General features: G+C 63.5%; 14 protein-coding genes and 1 pseudogene. 8 read left to right on the plus strand and 7 right to left on the minus strand.

Going from position 1 to position 15835, the window contains the following annotated elements; all coding sequences use genetic code 11:
- From boxC to WCL10_RS19835, 5 genes are all read left to right on the plus strand, one after another.
- On the plus strand, positions 1-1582 hold a 1582-nt coding region (gene boxC, locus WCL10_RS19815; protein WP_336897369.1), incomplete at its 5' end, for a 2,3-epoxybenzoyl-CoA dihydrolase.
- A 12-nt stretch (positions 1583-1594) separates the two neighbouring features.
- Entirely contained in the window at positions 1595-2992 is a 1398-nt protein-coding gene (gene boxB / locus WCL10_RS19820) for a benzoyl-CoA 2,3-epoxidase subunit BoxB (RefSeq protein ID WP_336897370.1), read from the plus strand.
- A gap of 57 nt (positions 2993-3049) precedes the next feature.
- On the plus strand, positions 3050-4621 hold the full coding sequence (locus WCL10_RS19825) for a benzoate-CoA ligase family protein (protein WP_336897371.1): 1572 nt from the start codon (positions 3050-3052) through the stop codon (positions 4619-4621).
- Entirely contained in the window at positions 4618-5361 is a 744-nt protein-coding gene (locus tag WCL10_RS19830) for an alpha/beta hydrolase (protein ID WP_336897372.1), read from the plus strand. The genes WCL10_RS19825 and WCL10_RS19830 overlap by 4 nt, the downstream gene beginning before the upstream one ends.
- Entirely contained in the window at positions 5354-6583 is a 1230-nt protein-coding gene (locus WCL10_RS19835) for an FAD-dependent oxidoreductase (RefSeq protein WP_336897373.1), read from the plus strand. Before WCL10_RS19830 ends, WCL10_RS19835 begins: the two co-directional genes overlap by 8 nt.
- A 55-nt stretch (positions 6584-6638) precedes the next feature.
- Here the strand turns inward: WCL10_RS19835 and WCL10_RS19840 are convergent, their stop codons facing one another.
- The 7 genes and pseudogenes from WCL10_RS19840 to WCL10_RS19870 all read right to left on the minus strand — a co-directional run.
- Positions 6639-7640, minus strand: coding sequence for a biotin-dependent carboxyltransferase family protein (locus tag WCL10_RS19840; protein WP_336897374.1), 1002 nt, complete (start codon positions 7638-7640; stop codon positions 6639-6641).
- Positions 7637-8290: an allophanate hydrolase subunit 1 gene (locus tag WCL10_RS19845; protein WP_336897375.1), complete on the minus strand. Its 654-nt coding sequence runs from the start codon at positions 8288-8290 to the stop codon at positions 7637-7639. Before WCL10_RS19845 ends, WCL10_RS19840 begins: the two co-directional genes overlap by 4 nt.
- Positions 8287-9063, minus strand: a complete 777-nt coding sequence (locus tag WCL10_RS19850) for a 5-oxoprolinase subunit PxpA (RefSeq protein ID WP_336897376.1) — start codon at positions 9061-9063, stop codon at positions 8287-8289. Before WCL10_RS19850 ends, WCL10_RS19845 begins: the two co-directional genes overlap by 4 nt.
- Positions 9056-9508, minus strand: a complete 453-nt coding sequence (locus WCL10_RS19855) for a VOC family protein (protein WP_336897377.1) — start codon at positions 9506-9508, stop codon at positions 9056-9058. The genes WCL10_RS19850 and WCL10_RS19855 overlap by 8 nt, the downstream gene beginning before the upstream one ends.
- Positions 9501-10286, minus strand: a complete 786-nt coding sequence (locus WCL10_RS19860; protein ID WP_336897378.1) for an SDR family oxidoreductase — start codon at positions 10284-10286, stop codon at positions 9501-9503. The genes WCL10_RS19855 and WCL10_RS19860 overlap by 8 nt, the downstream gene beginning before the upstream one ends.
- A 12-nt stretch (positions 10287-10298) precedes the next feature.
- A complete protein-coding gene (locus WCL10_RS19865; RefSeq protein ID WP_336897379.1) occupies positions 10299-11459 on the minus strand; it encodes an FAD-binding oxidoreductase in 1161 nt (386 codons plus the stop codon).
- 9 nt (positions 11460-11468) lie between these two features.
- Positions 11469-12395, minus strand: a pseudogene (locus WCL10_RS19870) (aldehyde dehydrogenase family protein); the annotation flags it as partial.
- Positions 12396-12741: 346 nt separating this feature from the next.
- On the opposite strand from WCL10_RS19870, the gene WCL10_RS19875 reads away from it, so the two are divergent.
- The 3 genes from WCL10_RS19875 to WCL10_RS19885 all read left to right on the plus strand — a co-directional run bounded on the left by WCL10_RS19875 (position 12742) and on the right by WCL10_RS19885 (position 15813).
- On the plus strand, positions 12742-14004 hold the full coding sequence (locus tag WCL10_RS19875) for an integrase arm-type DNA-binding domain-containing protein (protein WP_336897380.1): 1263 nt from the start codon (positions 12742-12744) through the stop codon (positions 14002-14004).
- A gap of 164 nt (positions 14005-14168) precedes the next feature.
- Positions 14169-14504 carry a hypothetical protein gene (locus WCL10_RS19880; protein ID WP_336897381.1) on the plus strand — a complete coding sequence of 112 codons (336 nt, stop codon included), beginning with the start codon at positions 14169-14171 and terminating at the stop codon, positions 14502-14504.
- 523 nt (positions 14505-15027) lie between these two features.
- The gene (locus WCL10_RS19885; RefSeq protein ID WP_336897382.1) at positions 15028-15813 is read left to right on the plus strand and encodes a bifunctional DNA primase/polymerase; all 786 of its coding nucleotides are present in this window, start codon (positions 15028-15030) and stop codon (positions 15811-15813) included.
- The last annotated feature ends 22 nt before the right edge of the window (positions 15814-15835 follow it).

A 15835-nucleotide genomic window follows, 5' to 3' on the forward strand; every position in this document is an offset into this window, starting at 1 on the left:
GATCGCCACGGTGACGATGAATGTCGATCCCGATGGCGGGCTTGTTCCCGGCTACAAGCTCAAGCTCAACAGTTATGATCTCGGCGTGGACATGGAACTGCACGACATCGTGCAGCGCCTGCGCTTCGAGCAGCCGCAGGTCGGCTGCGTGGTGCTGACCAGCGCGAACGATCGGATTTTCTGCTCGGGCGCGAACATCTACATGCTCGGCACGTCGAGCCATGCGTGGAAGGTGAACTTTTGCAAGTTCACCAACGAAACGCGCAACGGGTTCGAGGATTCCTCAGAGAGTGGCAGTCTCAAGTTCCTCGCAGCGGTCAACGGCACGTGCGCCGGCGGCGGTTATGAGGTCGCGCTGGCATGCGACGAGATCCTGCTCGTCGACGACCGATCGTCGGCCGTGTCGCTCCCCGAAGTGCCGCTGCTGGCGGTGCTTCCGGGCACTGGCGGGCTTACCCGCGTGGTCGACAAGCGCAAGGTGCGCCGCGATCTGGCAGATGTGTTCTGCACCTCGGAAGAAGGCGTTCGCGGCCGCCGCGCCAAGGACTGGAACCTGGTCGACGATATCGCGCCCAAGGGGCGCTGGGCAGAGGCAGTGAAGGTCCGTGCCGACGCGTTGGCCGCGCAGTCGTCGCGTCCGCTGAGCGGTGAGGGTGTTGCACTTACTCCGCTTGCCCGGACCATCGACGAGGCGGGGTATCATTACTCAAATGTCGACGTGGCGTTTGACCGCGTACGCGGCTTCGTGACCATCACGGTCAAGGCGCCCGCCGATACGCCGCCTGCCGACCCTTCGGCCTGCCAGGCTCAAGGCGCTGCATTCTGGCCGCTCGCCATGGCGCGCGAGCTGGATGATGCGATCCTGCTGCTGCGCACCAACGAACCCGAACTGGGGCTGTGGGTGCTCAAGACCGCGGGCGATGGCGGCGCTGTTGCGGCTTATGATGACGTCCTGATCGCCCATGCAGAGCACTGGTTTGTCCGTGAGGTGATCGGGATGCTCCGCCGCACGCTTTCGCGCCTCGATGTCTCGTCGCGCTCGCTTTATGCGGTGATCGAGCCGGGCTCGGCGTTTGCCGGAACGCTGGCCGAACTCGCCTTCGCGGCTGACCGGGCCTATATGCTCGAACTGATTTCGGACCCCGCCAAGGGACCCGCGATGCAGCTAAGCCAGGCCAACTTCGGGCTTTACCCGATGTGCAACGGGCTGTTCCGCCTGCAATCGCGTTTTCAGGGCACACCGGACCGCATCGCCGAGGTCGAAGGGCTGATCGGCAGCGCGATCCCTTCGGGCGAAGCGCACGATCTGGGGCTCGTGACGTTCGCTCCCGATGACATCGACTGGGAGGACGAAGTCCGCCTCGCGATCGACGAACGCGTCAAGCTCTCGCCCGATGCCTGCACCGGCATGGAGGCCAGCCTGCGCTTCGGCGGGGCGGAGACGGTGTGGTCCAAGGTCTTCGGGCGGCTTTCGGCGTGGCAGAACTGGATCTTCATCCGCCCGAATGCGGTGGGCGAGGGCGGCGCCCTCAGATTGTTCGGAACCGGCACCCGAGCCGAGTTCGACACAAAGCGCGTGTAAGGAGAGACTGACATGGCCATCGACTATCAGACCAAGATTCCCAACAACGTCGATCTCTCCAACGACCGCGCTTTGCAGCGAGCATTGGAGCATTGGCAGCCGGCCTTCCTCGATTGGTGGAAGGAACTGGGGCCGACGACCTATCAGGACCACGAAGTTTATCTGCGCACGGCGACATCGGTCGATGCCAAGGGCTGGGCGACGTTCGGCCATGTGAAAATGCCGGACTACCGCTGGGGCATTTTCCTTGCCGACCGGCAGGCGGACCGCACCATCGGTTTCGGCGATTCCAAGGGCCAGCCGGTGTGGCAGCAGGTTCCGGGCGAGTACCGCTCGATATTGCGCCGCCTGATCGTGACGCAGGGCGATACCGAGCCCGCATCGGTCGAACAGCAGCGCCTGCTCGCGCTTACCGCGCCCTCCCTTTACGACATGCGCAACCTGTTCCAGGTTAATGTCGAGGAAGGTCGCCACTTGTGGGCGATGGTCTATCTGCTGCACGCCTATTTCGGCCGCGACGGGCGCGAGGAAGCCGAAGAGATGCTGTTCCGCCATTCGGGCGATGCCGATCATCCGCGCATTCTGGGCACGTTCAACGAGCCGATCGATGACTGGCTGAGCTTCTACATGTTCACCTACTTCACCGATCGCGACGGCAAGTATCAGCTCAAGTCACTTGCCGAGAGCGGATTCGATCCGCTTGCGCGCACGTGCAGCTTCATGCTGACCGAGGAAGCGCACCACATGTTTGTCGGCGAGACCGGGATCACGCGCGTGATCAAGCGCACGCTCGACGAAATGCAGAAGCTCGGAACCGATGACCCCGAGACCTTGCGCAAGGCGGGTGTCATGGATCTGCCGTTGCTGCAGCGCTACATCAACTTCTGGTTCTCCTCCGCGCTCGATCTGTTCGGTTCGGAAATCAGCTCCAACGCCGCGACCTATTTCGCCAATGGCCTTAAGGGCCGGCCGGACGAAGGTACCTATGAGGACCATCTCTGCATCGGCACGTTCGAGGCGGTCGAAACGCCCGATGGCCTGCAGGAAGTCGCCAGCCGCAACGCGATGAACCTGATCACGCGCAATGCCTATGTCCGCGATTGCCAGATTGGCCTGACCCGCTGGAACCGACTGATCGCCAAGGCGGGCTTCGCATTCGAGCTCAAGCTTCCGGCCGAACGGTTCAACCGCAATGTGGGCGTCTGGGCGGGCCTGAAGCTCGACCCCGCTGGCAAGGCTTGCTCGCCTGCCGAGGTTATCGCCGCACTGCCCAGCGAAGCGGACCGCATTTACGTAAAATCGCTGATGATCGGCGTGACCGAGCCCGGGCAGTGCGCCAACTGGACCAGCCCGCCGGACCGCGGCATCAACAGCATGGCGTTTGACTATGACTATGTCCGCGCGGCCTGATCGGACAGATTGAAGTGCGCAGCCCGGCTTAAGCCGGGCGCGCCGGGGGAGAGGATCATGGGCCCTGCCGCTGCTGCCCGCACGATTGCGGACCTGCCATGCGCTTTCAACGCAGCAGAGGACCTGCTTGCAGGCAATCTTGCGCGCCATCCCGGCAAGACCGCGATCATCGATCACCGGGGCCTTTGCACCTATGCTGAACTGGGCGACCGCATAGCCCGGATGGCAGGGGTGTTTGCGCAGTTGGGCATCCAGCCGGGCCAGCGGGTTCTGCTGTGTCTCACCGACACGCGTGATTTCCCGACGGTGTTCCTCGGTGCAATCCGAGCCGGTGTGGTGCCGGTCCCGCTCAACACGCTGCTCACCCAAGACGACTACGCCTGGATTTTGCAGAACAGCGGCGCCCACGGTGTATTCGTCAGCGCCGAATTGGCGGGAGTATGGCATGACATTGCGGCGCGCGAGCCGCCTGTCCATTTCGTATCGAGCGAGGGCGGGCCATGGCGCGGCCTTGAAGACCTGCTTGCGGAGGCTGAGCCTGCTCCAATTGCCGCACCCACCAAGCGTGACGATGTGGCCTTCTGGCTCTACACTTCCGGTTCGACGGGCCGCCCTAAGGGGGCAACACATATTCACGGCTCACTGCGGCTGACCGCCAATCTTTATGGCTTCGGAACCGCAGGTATCCGCGAAGATGATGTGGTGCTTTCGGTCGCCAAGCAGTTCTTCGCGTACGGGCTCGGGAATGCGTTGACGTTCCCTTATGCAGCGGGCGCGACGGCCGTCCTCCACAACGGGCGCGCAACGCCGGACGCCATCAGCGCCCTGCTGGTAGAGCATGGTGTCTCCGTGCTGTGCGGCGTGCCCACGTTCTTCGCGGGCTGGCTGGCACATCCGTCGTGTCCGGTGCGCGACGCGGTCCCGGCGCTGCGCCTTGCGACGTCTGCGGGTGAGGCCTTGCCCGCCCATGTCGCCAAGGCGTTCCATGATCGTTTTGGTGCCGAAGTCCTCGATGGCTTGGGATCCACCGAAATGCTGCATATCTTCGTCTCCCAGCGTCCTGGTGAAGTCCGGTATGGCTGCACCGGGCGGGTTGTGGACGGCTATAAGGCGCGCGTTGTCGATGAGAGAGGACAGCCCGTGGCATCCGGGGAGATTGGCAACCTCCATGTCTGCGGTCCCACCACGGCCATCGGCTATTGGCGCAATCCGGAAAAGTCCGCCGCCACGTTCTGCGGGGAGTGGACGATCACCGGCGACAAATACGTATTGGATGCAGAGGGCTGGCTGACCTATGCGGGCCGCGCTGACGACATGCTCAAGGTCGGCGGGATTTACGTCTCCCCGATCGAGGTGGAAGAAGCGCTGGCCAGCCACCCGCAGGTTCTGGAAGCTGCCGTGGTCGGGGCCGAGGACGGGGATGGTCTGACCAAGCCGTTTGCCTACATCGTGCTGCATCACGATGTGCCATCCAGCCCGCAGCTGGAACTGGACCTCAAATCCCATGTAAAGACCCGGCTCGCACCCTACAAATACCCTCGTTGGATCGAATTTGTCGACGATCTGCCCAAGACGGCGACGGGCAAGGTCCAGCGGTTCCGGTTGCGCGCCGCTGCCATTCCGCAATGACGCTGGAACACGACCAGCTTGAGCTGGCGCGTTTCGGTGCTGAGCCGGGGATGCCGCTCCTGCTGTTCCACGAAGGCCTCGGTTCGCTCTCCATGTGGAGGGATTTTCCGGAGAAGCTGGCCAAAGCATCCGGACGTGAGGTGATCGTCTGGTCACGGCGCGGATATGGCGCTTCCGGATCGTTCGATGCGCCTTACGACCTCGATTTCATGCACCGCGAAGCCGATACCGCCGCACGCGTCATGGCAGACCTCGGGTTCGCGCAGGCTCATGTCTTTGGCCACAGCGATGGCGGCTCGATCGCGATGCTGCTTGCCGCGCGCCATCCCGGCCGCGTCGCGTCGCTCATCCTCGAGGCGCCCCATGTCATGGTCGAGCCCGTCTGCATCTCAGCGATCAAGGCCGTTGAAGCAGGCTCAGCCGCTCTGGTCTCCCGCCTCGGAAGATACCACCGAGATGCCGCTGCGGTTTTCCGGCAGTGGTTTGCAATCTGGACCGATCCCCGCTTTCCCGCATGGACGATCGAGGCCGAGATCGAGTCTGTCACCTGCCCGGTGCTGCTGATCCAGGGCGATGATGACGAGTATGGAACTTGCGAGCAACTGGACCGGATCCAGGCGCGCGTACCGCAGGCCAGGCAACTGCGCCTCGCCGCTTGCGGCCATAGCCCGCACCGCGATCAGCAAGATGCCGTTCTGGCGGCTGCGAGCGTATTCTTGAACGAGCTTGGCGATGCTTGAGACATTCGATGTTCTTATCGTGGGGGCCGGGCACGGCGGGGCACAGACCGCGATTGCCTTGCGCAGCAATGGCTTTGCAGGAAGCGTTGCACTGGTCGGGGATGAGGCCGAACTCCCCTACGAACGGCCGCCGCTGTCAAAAGAGTATCTGTCCGGTGAAAAGCCCTTCGAGCGCATCCAGATCCGTCCTGCAGCCTATTGGGCCGAGAAAGAGATCACGCTGATCCTTGGGCAAAGGGTTGTCGCGGTCGCTCCGGCAGACCACACCGTTACGCTCGCCGATGGCACGTGCCGGGGTTACCGGCACCTCGTCTGGGCGGCAGGTGGCGATCCGCGCAAGCTGTCCTGCGCCGGGGCGGGGCTGGCAGGTGTTCATGCCGTCCGCAACCGGGCCGATGTCGATGCAATCCTCGCCGACCTGCTGCAGGCTGAGCGGATCGTGGTCATCGGCGGCGGATACATCGGGCTCGAGGCAGCAGCCGTGCTCAGCAAACTGGGCAAGCAAGTCGTGCTGCTCGAGGCGCTGCCGAGAGTGCTGGCCCGTGTGGCCGGTGAGGTGCTTTCGCGCTTTTTCGAGGCTGAGCATCGCGCGCATTGCATTGATATTCGCACCGGCGCGGCGGTCACGGCACTGCATGGGGAGGCCCGGGTTTCGGGCGTAGAATTGGCATCCGGGGAAATCGTGCCTGCCGACATGGTCATTGTCGGCATCGGCATCGTGCCTTGCACCGAACCCTTGCTAGCCGCAGGCGCACGCGGCGCAAACGGTGTTGCAGTCGATGCACAATGCCGCACCAGCCTGCCCGATGTGTTCGCGCTGGGCGATTGTGCTGCGCATCAGAACCGTTTCGCCGAGGGCGGCGAGATTCGCCTCGAGTCCGTCCAGAATGCCAACGACATGGCGATGGTGGTCGCAAAGACCATCTGCGGGCAGGAAGCGCACTACAGCGCCACGCCATGGTTTTGGTCAAATCAGTACGACCTCAAGTTGCAGACCGTGGGCCTTTCTGCCGGGCACGATCAGGCCATTTTGCGCGGAGATCCCGCAGGTCGCAGCTTTTCTGTGGTCTATCTGAAGCAAGGCAGGGTCATCGCGCTCGATTGCGTCAACCATGTTCGGGATTACAGCCATGGCCGCCGCCTTGTCGAACTGGGTGTAATTGCCGATCAAGGCATGATCGAGGACACAGCAGTGCAGCTCAAGCAACTCATTCCGGGCTGATCCATCGGTGATGAGCGTTGTCGGGCAGAAACCGGTGCGCGCGCCATGATGGATCCTATGGCACTTCAGCGCCTAGGGCATCGATGACGCCGCCAACCAGATTGGTTTCGCGCAGCCGCTCTTCCAGCGTGCCGACAGGCACGAGGCGGCGCAGACAATCGGCCTGCGCCTGCGCGAGGACATGCAGCCGCCGTACGGCTTCCTCGGTCGACACCGTCTCGAAGCGGAGCGTCGTGCCTGGCGGCAACTGTGCCAACCGAGTCACATCCGCGCTGATGACGCTCGCGATCTTGGGAAAGCCGCCGGTGGTCTGGTGATCGGCCATGAGCATGGTCATGCGGCCATCGCCCGCGATCTGAAGACAGCCACGCATGGTTGGTTCGCTGGGCATGTCGAGCCGCAGCGGCATAAGCGGCAGACCCTCCAGCGCCCTGCCCATGCGGTCGAATGTGCCGGTGGCCGTGAAGGTTTCGGCGCAAAGACGCTCCAGCGCATCGGGTGCGAAGTAGCGCTCCTGTGGGCCGATCACCACGCCGATGGGCAGCATGAGCGAAGGTTCAGGTGGCGCTTGCAAGGCAGCGGCATGCAGCGGACGTGTTCCGTGAAACTCGAGCACATCGCCGCTGCGCACCATGCCGCCGCCGAGGCCGGACAACGCGTGGGTGGCTCTGCTGCCCAGCCATGCGGGCGCCACAGAGGCTCCGGCAAAGGCGAGGTAGGCCCAGTTGCCAACCCCCTGCCGCACGCGCAGCCGCTGCCCGGGGCCAAGCGTCGCGCGGCACCAGCCGCCCAGCGCGCGGCCGTCGATCTCGGCGGTAAAACCGCTTCCGCACAGCGCGAAGCCGATCTCGCCTTCGAGGCAGGTGAGCGTCAGCCCGCCCAGCGAGAGCTCGATCGCAGTGCCGCACTCGGGCTGTGCGGCGGCCAGCGCGGCGGCAAACGCGAGCCTGTCGATCGGGCCCGAGCGCGGCACGCCGAAGCGCATCGCGCCGCGTCGCCCGGCGTCCTGCACCGAAGTGAGCGGCCCGGCCGCCTCGATCCGCAACAGTGCGATCATTCGGGCGGCATCCGTTCGAAGCGGATCGTATCGCCGGGATCGAATCGGAACGGGCGCTCGCCCAAGGGATCGAGCACCATGAGCGGCGTACGCCCGATCACCCACCAGCCCGTCGGCATTGGCAGTGTGGTGATCAGGCATTGCGGCCCGGCGATGATCACGCTGCCCACCGGATGACCGCGCTCGGCCACCGGCTTGCGCGGCAGGTGCAGCGCTGGCGGAACCCCGCCCATATAGGCATAGCCCGGCGCGAAGCCGTACATGAAGACGCGGTAGCATCCGGCCAGAAAGGCGCTGATCGCAGCTGCGGGACTCAGCCCTGTCTGTTCAGCGACACGGGCGAGATCGGGGGCATCGACAAAGCTGATCGGCACGACATGCTCGCGGCCCGCTACGGTGCCAGCCCTCGCGGTCTGTGCCAAAGCCATTGCCGCTGACGCCAGTTCGGCCTGCGTCGTGACCAGCGGATCATACTCTATCAGCAGCGAGCAATAGGCCGGGACCGTCTCGATCAGCCCTGGCGGCGGGCTGGCCGCCAGCGCGCGGTCCAGCGCGACCACTCTTGCATTGATCGCCTTGTCGATCCGTTCGCCAAAGTCGATCAGCAGGGCGCTGTCCCCAACGGCCCGCACGACGGGCATGTCGGTCATCGCAGGAACGGGGTGATCTCGATCCCGCGTCCGGCGAGCGCGACGCGGATCGCCCGCGCCATGACGACGGCATGAGGGTCGTCGCCATGCACGCAGATCGAATGGCCCGCCAGCCTGACCGGATCGCCCCCCACGGTCGGCATGAGCCCGGTTTCGAGCCAACTGAGCAGGCGCGCGGCGGCAGCGCCGTAGTCCTCGATCATCGCCCCGGGCTGGCCGCGTGGAACCAGGTTGCCTGCCGGGGTATAGCCGCGGTCGGCAAAGATCTCGCTGAACACGGTCACGCCCGCATCGCGAGCCATTTGCTCCAGCACGGTGCCTGATATGGCGAGGATCGCGAGCTTGCTGTCGATGGCCCGCACTGCGCGCACGATGGCTTCGGCGATCGCGCGGTCCTCGCTCGCGACGTTGCCCAGCGCGCCGTGCGGTTTCACATAGCGCACGCGCGTGCCCGCCAGCGCGGCAATGGCAACAAGCGCGCCGGTCTGCGCGGCGACGAAGCGCTCGACTTCGGGGGGCGGGAAGGGCAGGCGGCGGCGGCCGAAGCTTTCCTTGTCGGGGTAGCTGGGATGCGCGCCGACATTGATCCCCCGCTCGCGCGCCCAGGTCAGCGTGCGGAACATCGTTTCCGGATCGCTGGCATGGCCGCCACAGGCAATGTTGGCGCTGGTCACGATGTCGAGCATCGCCTTGTCATCGCCCATGACCCATGGGCCATAGCCTTCGCCGAGATCCGAATTGAGATCGATGGCGCGTTGGCGCGGCTCAGCCATGGCTTGCCTTCCTGACTTCCAGCACCACACCGGCGCGGTATGCCGTATCGAAATAGGTGAAGCCACTGCCGTTGTCGCGCCGCCCGCGCATCAGCGGGGCGATACCTGCGGCGCCGGCCTGCACTTCGGCGGCGGTGAGATCGGCGACGCTGAAGCCAAGGTGAAACACACCTTCGCCCTTCTCGTCCAGGAAGCGGCGCTGCGGGCAATCCACTTCGGGCGGCTGGCACAGCTGGATCTGGAGGTTGTCGATATCGGCGTAGCGGTACTTCATGCCCAGAAAGCCCTCGCGGCTCGGCACGTCGAGCTCGGTGTACTGGTCGAGCGGCGGATAATTGTGCCAGGGCCCGATCCCGGCCGCAGCGTAGAAGGCTTCCGCCGCCGCGATATCGTGCACCACGATGCACACATGATGCATGGTCCGGAACAGGGTCATCTCAGGCATCGGGGGCCACCGGCACGACATAGTTGAGGATCATGCGCCCGCCATCGGGATAGACGGTCTGGCCGGTCATGTACGAAGCATCGTCGCTGGCGAGGAAGGCGGCAACGGCGGCGACCTCTGCCGGGTCGCCCAATCGGCCCGCAGGCGTGCGCGAAAGGATCATGCGGCGCTGTTCCTCGTTGGTCAGGAAGCCCATGTTGAGCATTTCGGTGGCGATCGTGCCCGGGCCAATACCGCAGACGCGGATGCCATGCGGCGCGAGCGCGACAGCGGCGGTGCCCGTCACCTGATTGAGCCCGCCTTTGGAGATCGCGTAGGTCGCGACGGACGGGTTCGCCATGCGCGAATTGATCGACGACATGTTGAGGATCACGCCGCCCTTGCCCGCCGCAATCATCGCGCGCGCCGCCACCTGCACGCCGAAGAAGGCCCCGCGCAAGTTGATTGAGAGCACCCGGTCATAGTCCTCCGCGGTCACGGTCATGAAGTCCTTGGTGATCGCGATCCCGGCGTTGTTGAGCATCACATCGATGCCGCCGAAATGCGCCATGGCCTCGGCCACAAGGCGCTCGATATCCGCAATCTCGCTGACATCGGCGATCACGCTGTGCACAGAGTGGCCCTCACCTGTGAGCGCGGCGCAGGATGCGGCAAGCCCCGCCTCGTCGATATCGGAGAGCACGACCTTCGCACCTTCCTCGGCAAAGCGGCGCGCGCAAGCGAGGCCGATGCCTCGCGCGGCCCCGGTCACGACAGCGACTTTGTCCTTCAACTTCATGGCGACACTTTCCTAGTAAATCGCACTTTCGGGCATGGGCGCGTTTGCCGCAACCCTGTCGAACGCCAGCGGCGACAAATCGATGCTGCGGTATTCCCCGAAGGCGATGCGTTCGGCCACACCGCGCGCGACGCCCGGCGCATGCATCACGCCGTGGCCTGAAAAGCCTGTCGCGAAGATCAGGTTGGCGAGCTCCGGGTGCGGGCCGACCACGCCGTTGTGATCGAACAGGCACATTTCGTAGTGCCCCGCCCAGGCGCGGCCCACGCGCAGCTGCTCGAGCGCGGGGACGCGCGCGGCGATCAGGGGCCAGAAGCGCTCTTCGAACAGCGCGTGATCGGGTTCGAAGTCGCCGTCCGCATCGGGATCGTTCGTTTCATCGGGCTGGATGCCGCCGATGAAGCCATCGCCTTCGGGCCGCATCCACGCGCCGGAAATGTCGAATAGCATCGGCATGCCGGCCCCCGGCAGCGGCGCCTTGAACTGAAACACGGTGCGTTTGCGCGGGCGGACCGGCAGATCGATCCCGAGCAAGGCCGCCACCGCGCCGGAGGAGGGCCCGGCGGCATTGACGCACCAGTCGCAGGGGAGGGATGCCCCGTTCACTTCGACTGCGGTTACGCGCGATCCTGTCGCAGAGAAGCCAGTGGCCGTGCCGGTCACGAAGCTCGCGCCCGCACGGATTGCGGCCCGGCGTGCGGCCTGCAGCAGCGACCAGGCATCGAACCAGCCCTCGTCCCGCTTGCCGAGGGTTGCCATGGCCAGACCGTCGGCCGAGAGCCATGGGAAGGCCCCCGCAAGCGCGGCTGGGTCCAGCTCCTCGATCTCTGCGCCCATCCCGCGCTGCATCGCGAGCGCTTCACGGCGGAGTGCGGCAGTGCGTTCGTCGCCGAGGATCAGGTAGCCGCCCTCATTGAAGCCAATGTCGACATCATCCCCGAATTCGGCGGCGACAGTCTTGAGGAACCGCGCGCCATAGAGGCTGAGCTCGACGTTGACCGGGCAGCCAAACTGGGTGCGGATCGAGGCGGCGGACAGTGCGGTCGAGGCGAAGCGGTAGGTCGGATCGCGCTCGATCACGGCGACCGCGCCCGCGCCCAATTTCCGCAGCGACCACGCGGTGAGGCAGCCAATGATCCCGCCGCCGACGATGACGATCTGTTGTTCGCGCATTGCTCTGCCCTAGCGGATAGCGAAAGGATTGGCGACGCGGGCGTCGGGGTCGATCCACACGGTCTTGGTCTGGAGATAGGAGTCGATCGCTTCTTGCCCGTTCTCGCGCCCGATCCCGCTGCGCTTGTAGCCGCCGAACGGGGCCATGTAGCTCACCGCGCGGTAAGTGTTGACCCAAAGCGTGCCCGCCTGAAGCCGCGCCGCGCCGCGAAAGGCGCGGCCCATGTTGGTGGTCCAGAGGCCGGCGGCGAGGCCGTAATCGCTGTCGTTGGCGATCGCGAAGGCGTCGTCCTCGTCATCGAAGGGGATGACTGCCAGGAGGGGGCCGAACACTTCCTCGCGCGCGATGCGCATCTGGTTGCGGACTCCGGTGAGCACGGTGGGTTCGATGAACCAGCCCGGGTGATCTGGGGCATTGCCGCCCAGCGCGACGGTTGCACCCTCATTGCGTGCGATGTCGATGTAGTGCTGGATCCGGCCCCACTGCGCTTCGGTGGCAATCGGGCCGATCTGCGTGGCCGGATCAGCCGGATTGCCCAGCCGCGCCGGGCCTGCCAGCGCGGCGATGCGGGCCACGAGTTCGTCATGCACCGACCGCTGCACCAGCAGCCGCGAACCGGCGATGCAGGTCTGACCCGAAGCCGCGAAGATGCCCGCAACCACGCCGTTCGCCGCCGCATCGAGATCGGCATCGGCAAAGACCACCTGCGCCGACTTGCCGCCAAGTTCGAGCGTCACGCGCTTCAGCCCCTCGGCCGCCGCGCGGTAGATCGCCTTGCCGCCCGCCTCGCCACCGGTGAACGCGATCTTGGCAACATCGGGGTGCGAGACCAGCCGCGCGCCCACGGTATCGGCAAATCCGGTTACGGTGTTGACCACACCTGCCGGAAATCCGGCTTCGGCGAAGAGTTCAACGAAAGCCAACGTAGACGCGCTGGCATGCTCGGCTTGGCGTTTTTGATCTGCAGGTTAGTAAGAGCCATTGGTTTGTCCCAACACTTGTCCCACCACCGAGTGCCCAACTGTTCAGGGCCGGTGACGGAGATTGACGAACAGTGGTGGAAAAATACCTTGGAATTACCGGGGTTTGCCAGCTCGTGGACGGACGTCAGCGGACGTCGGCACATGCTGTTCTGGCGGAGACGGAGTCCTACTCAGTAAGGTCCAGTCAGCTGTGACAACGACTAATATTATATTGTAGCACAGTATGTTAGCTTGTCTTGATCTCTTGTAAGCTCCAAAAAGACTCACTATTATCCAGCTCCAAAAGGTGGGTAGTAAGGTGGGTAGAAGCGCTAGGGCGGACCTGACAGCGCGTCAGGTCGCGACAACAACCAAGGTTGGCTACTCTGCGGACCGGAAGCAGCCGGGCCTGAACTTGCAGGTCACGGCGGGCGCTGGCGGCTATGCACGCTCATGGGTGTTCCGATACACTAGCCCTACGTCCGGGAAGCGCCGAGAACTTGGATTGGGGTCATTGTCGGTTCTCGGACTTGCAGCTGCTCGCGATGAGGCTGTGAAGCTGCGCAATCAGATTCGCAGCGGGCTCGACCCGAAGGATGAGCAGGATCAAGGCAAAGCAAAGCGCGCCATGATGGTGCGGGAGCGGCTGACATTTGAGCAGGCCGCTGCCCAATGCATCGCCACCAAAGAGCACGAATGGAAGAACGCGAAGCACAGGCACCAATGGGCGGCAACCCTTAAAACCTACGCCTACCCATCTCTCGGAGGGCTACCTGTAGATCAGATTACTATGGAGCAGGTGCTCGCAGTCCTCGAACCAATCTGGACCACAAAGACAGAGACGGCGACCCGCCTTCGGCAGCGCATTGAAACGGTTATGGACTGGGCTAAGGCGCGCAAGCTGTTCACCGGCGACAATCCGGCCTCGTTGAAGGGCGGGCTGGGGCAATTGCTCCCGAAGGCGAGCAAGATCGCGAAGGTCCAGCACCAGCCTGCTCTGCCCTACCAAGAGGTCCACGGGTTCGTGCAGGCTCTGCGCGGCAAGCGCGGCCTTAGCCCGAAGGCATTCGAGTTCCTTATCCTGACGGTTGCGCGCTCCGGCGAGGTGCTTGGGGCAAAGTGGGACGAGATCGATCTTGCTGCGAAGGTCTGGACGATTCCAGCCGAACGAATGAAAGCAGGGCGAGAGCATCGGGTCCCCTTGAGTGCCAGGGCGATGACTATCATCATGGAAATGCAGGCTGGGCGGCTGTGCGACTACGTGTTCCCCGACCCTACGGGTAAGAAGGGCATGTCCAATGGAGCGCTGCTAGCGGTTATCAAGGGCATGCCGGACTATGCGGCATACGTGCCGCACGGGTTTCGCTCCACCTTTCGGGACTGGGCAGCGGAGACAACCACATTCGCTAATGAGACCCTCGAATTGGCTCTTGCGCACACGATCCGGGACAAGGCTGAAGCTGCATATCGGCGGCAAGACCAGCTAGAAAAGCGCGCTAAGCTAATGGAGCAATGGGCTGGCTACGTAGCGCACCAACCGCAAGCGGCGACGGTAACGACAATCGGAAAGGCCGGTTCATAATGGCTGGCGGTAAGCGCGGACGGCCGCAGAAGGTCAGGCCGGTTTTTGAGGATCCAGAAGCTGAACGGCTTCGTGTAGCGCGGTGCATTAGAGAAGGCCGTGCCCCATATTCACCCTACAAGCACGCGCCGTGCGCAGCCGAGCTTGAACTAAGGAAGGACGTGATGCCTGGGGTGCCGTTCGATCTAGTTCTGCAAATAAATGACAGTGACTGTGACGGTTTCCCAGCATGTAATCCTAAAGCCGAGGCCCAATGGGATGAGGCGCAGACCGAACGAAAACAAGCTGCTCGCAGTGGCGGTGAAATGCGCTCGAAGAGTAACTTCGCGGCCGAGATCATTGCCGAAAACGCGGATTATATCCGAGCCAAGCGGGCCGGGGGAGCGAAGAAGTCTGAGGTAATCAAATGGCTGACTGATCGTAGAGTTTCCGCTGGGCTGAAATGCGCTGGGCGAACCGAGATGTACGATCAACTTCGCACATCTGGGATTTGGGATTGAAAACCGTCCGGCCAGCTATCAGGCAAGAAAATCAATTCCGCTAAACAGGCCCTCGTTAATACTTATGAGGGCTAAAATGCTTATAGATCAGATGATTGATGGCGGGTCGGCACGGATCGTCCGCCCTGATGAGGTGCGCAACCGTCTCGGTGTCAGCCGGGCGAAATTTGCAGATATGGTGGCCAAGGGTCAGTTCCCTAAACCGTTCACGATCATACCGGGTGGCCGTGCTGTCGGATGGTTGGACAGTGACGTCAACGTATGGATCGTGCAGCGTAGTAGCGTTGCGCAGGGGGCGCTAGCGTGACCAATTCCCGCAAACCGCCGCGCCAAGAACGTTGCGAGACCTGCCGCTATCTAAAGGTCGGACATCAAAGTTGGTACGAATGCCATCGTCATGAACCCCGAATCTCGATCAGCAGGGAATGCGACGATGAAGCGATCAAGCCTTTAAGTGTGTGGCCAAACGTTAGCCTAACGGATTGGTGCGGAGAATACGCGCCGGATATCCAGGGAGGTGGGAATGGCCACCGTTTCTGAATACATTGATCAGGGGATGGCCCTTTTGGGCATCCCTGCCCGCCAGAAGGGGCCGGTCACCAAGGGTTGGAACAAGGCGGAGAATGCTATCACTGATTCGGAAAGGGCGGCTGCGTTGACCGGTAATGTGGGCCTAGCGCACGCCTACAGTAACCCGCCCACTATGGCGCTGGACATTGACGACCTGCCGAAGGCTCGAACGTGGTTGGAAGAACGTGGCGTCGATCTTGACACTCTGCTTGATGCGAATGACGCTGTCCAAGTGTGCTCAGGGAGGCAAGGGCGCGCAAAGCTAATCTACCGCTTGCGAGGCGGTATGGCTCCGCTGCTTACAAAACAGATCACCGCCCCCGAAACTGGCGAGATGGTCCTTGAGCTCAGGTGCGCCAGTGCGAATGGCCTCACCGTGCAGGATGTCCTGCCTCCGTCGATCCACCCAGAAACTGGCTTGCCCTATACTTGGGGCGGGAAGGGTGATTGGCGGGCCATTCCGGTAATCCCCGATGCGCTGCTCGCCATTTGGTTGCAGGAATTGGTTGCTGGCCGGGGACCTCGAAAAACCTCAGCATCTGCCCGGACGGTTGATGCTACTCCGAGGCAGCGGGCGCGTGTTGCGGATATGCTTCGTCATGTATCCGCCGATTGCAGCTATGAGCTGTACCGGGACATGGTGTGGGCCATCCTCAGCCTTGGCTGGGATGATGGCGAGAGCATTGCGCAGGAGTGGTGCCTGACGGTGACCTGCCCCCCGAAAGATCCCTCGATCTGATGTAGAGTCTGCCCATTGGAAG

Origin of the sequence: Novosphingobium sp., from assembly GCF_037133355.1 — a bacterium.
Lineage (GTDB): Bacteria > Pseudomonadota > Alphaproteobacteria > Sphingomonadales > Sphingomonadaceae > Novosphingobium.

Bases quoted from the DNA above. Each gene is read 5' to 3' on its own strand.
- boxB (WP_336897370.1), top strand. From the start codon at position 1,595: ATGGCCATCGACTATCAGACCAAGATTCCCAACAACGTCGATCTCTCC.
- WCL10_RS19825 (WP_336897371.1), top strand. From the start codon at position 3,050: ATGGGCCCTGCCGCTGCTGCCCGCACGATTGCGGACCTGCCATGCGCT.
- WCL10_RS19830 (WP_336897372.1), top strand. From the start codon at position 4,618: ATGACGCTGGAACACGACCAGCTTGAGCTGGCGCGTTTCGGTGCTGAG.
- WCL10_RS19835 (WP_336897373.1), top strand. From the start codon at position 5,354: ATGCTTGAGACATTCGATGTTCTTATCGTGGGGGCCGGGCACGGCGGG.
- WCL10_RS19840 (WP_336897374.1), bottom strand. From the start codon at position 7,640: ATGATCGCACTGTTGCGGATCGAGGCGGCCGGGCCGCTCACTTCGGTG.
- WCL10_RS19845 (WP_336897375.1), bottom strand. From the start codon at position 8,290: ATGACCGACATGCCCGTCGTGCGGGCCGTTGGGGACAGCGCCCTGCTG.
- WCL10_RS19850 (WP_336897376.1), bottom strand. From the start codon at position 9,063: ATGGCTGAGCCGCGCCAACGCGCCATCGATCTCAATTCGGATCTCGGC.
- WCL10_RS19855 (WP_336897377.1), bottom strand. From the start codon at position 9,508: ATGCCTGAGATGACCCTGTTCCGGACCATGCATCATGTGTGCATCGTG.
- WCL10_RS19860 (WP_336897378.1), bottom strand. From the start codon at position 10,286: ATGAAGTTGAAGGACAAAGTCGCTGTCGTGACCGGGGCCGCGCGAGGC.
- WCL10_RS19865 (WP_336897379.1), bottom strand. From the start codon at position 11,459: ATGCGCGAACAACAGATCGTCATCGTCGGCGGCGGGATCATTGGCTGC.
- WCL10_RS19880 (WP_336897381.1), top strand. From the start codon at position 14,169: ATGCCTGGGGTGCCGTTCGATCTAGTTCTGCAAATAAATGACAGTGAC.
- WCL10_RS19885 (WP_336897382.1), top strand. From the start codon at position 15,028: ATGGCCACCGTTTCTGAATACATTGATCAGGGGATGGCCCTTTTGGGC.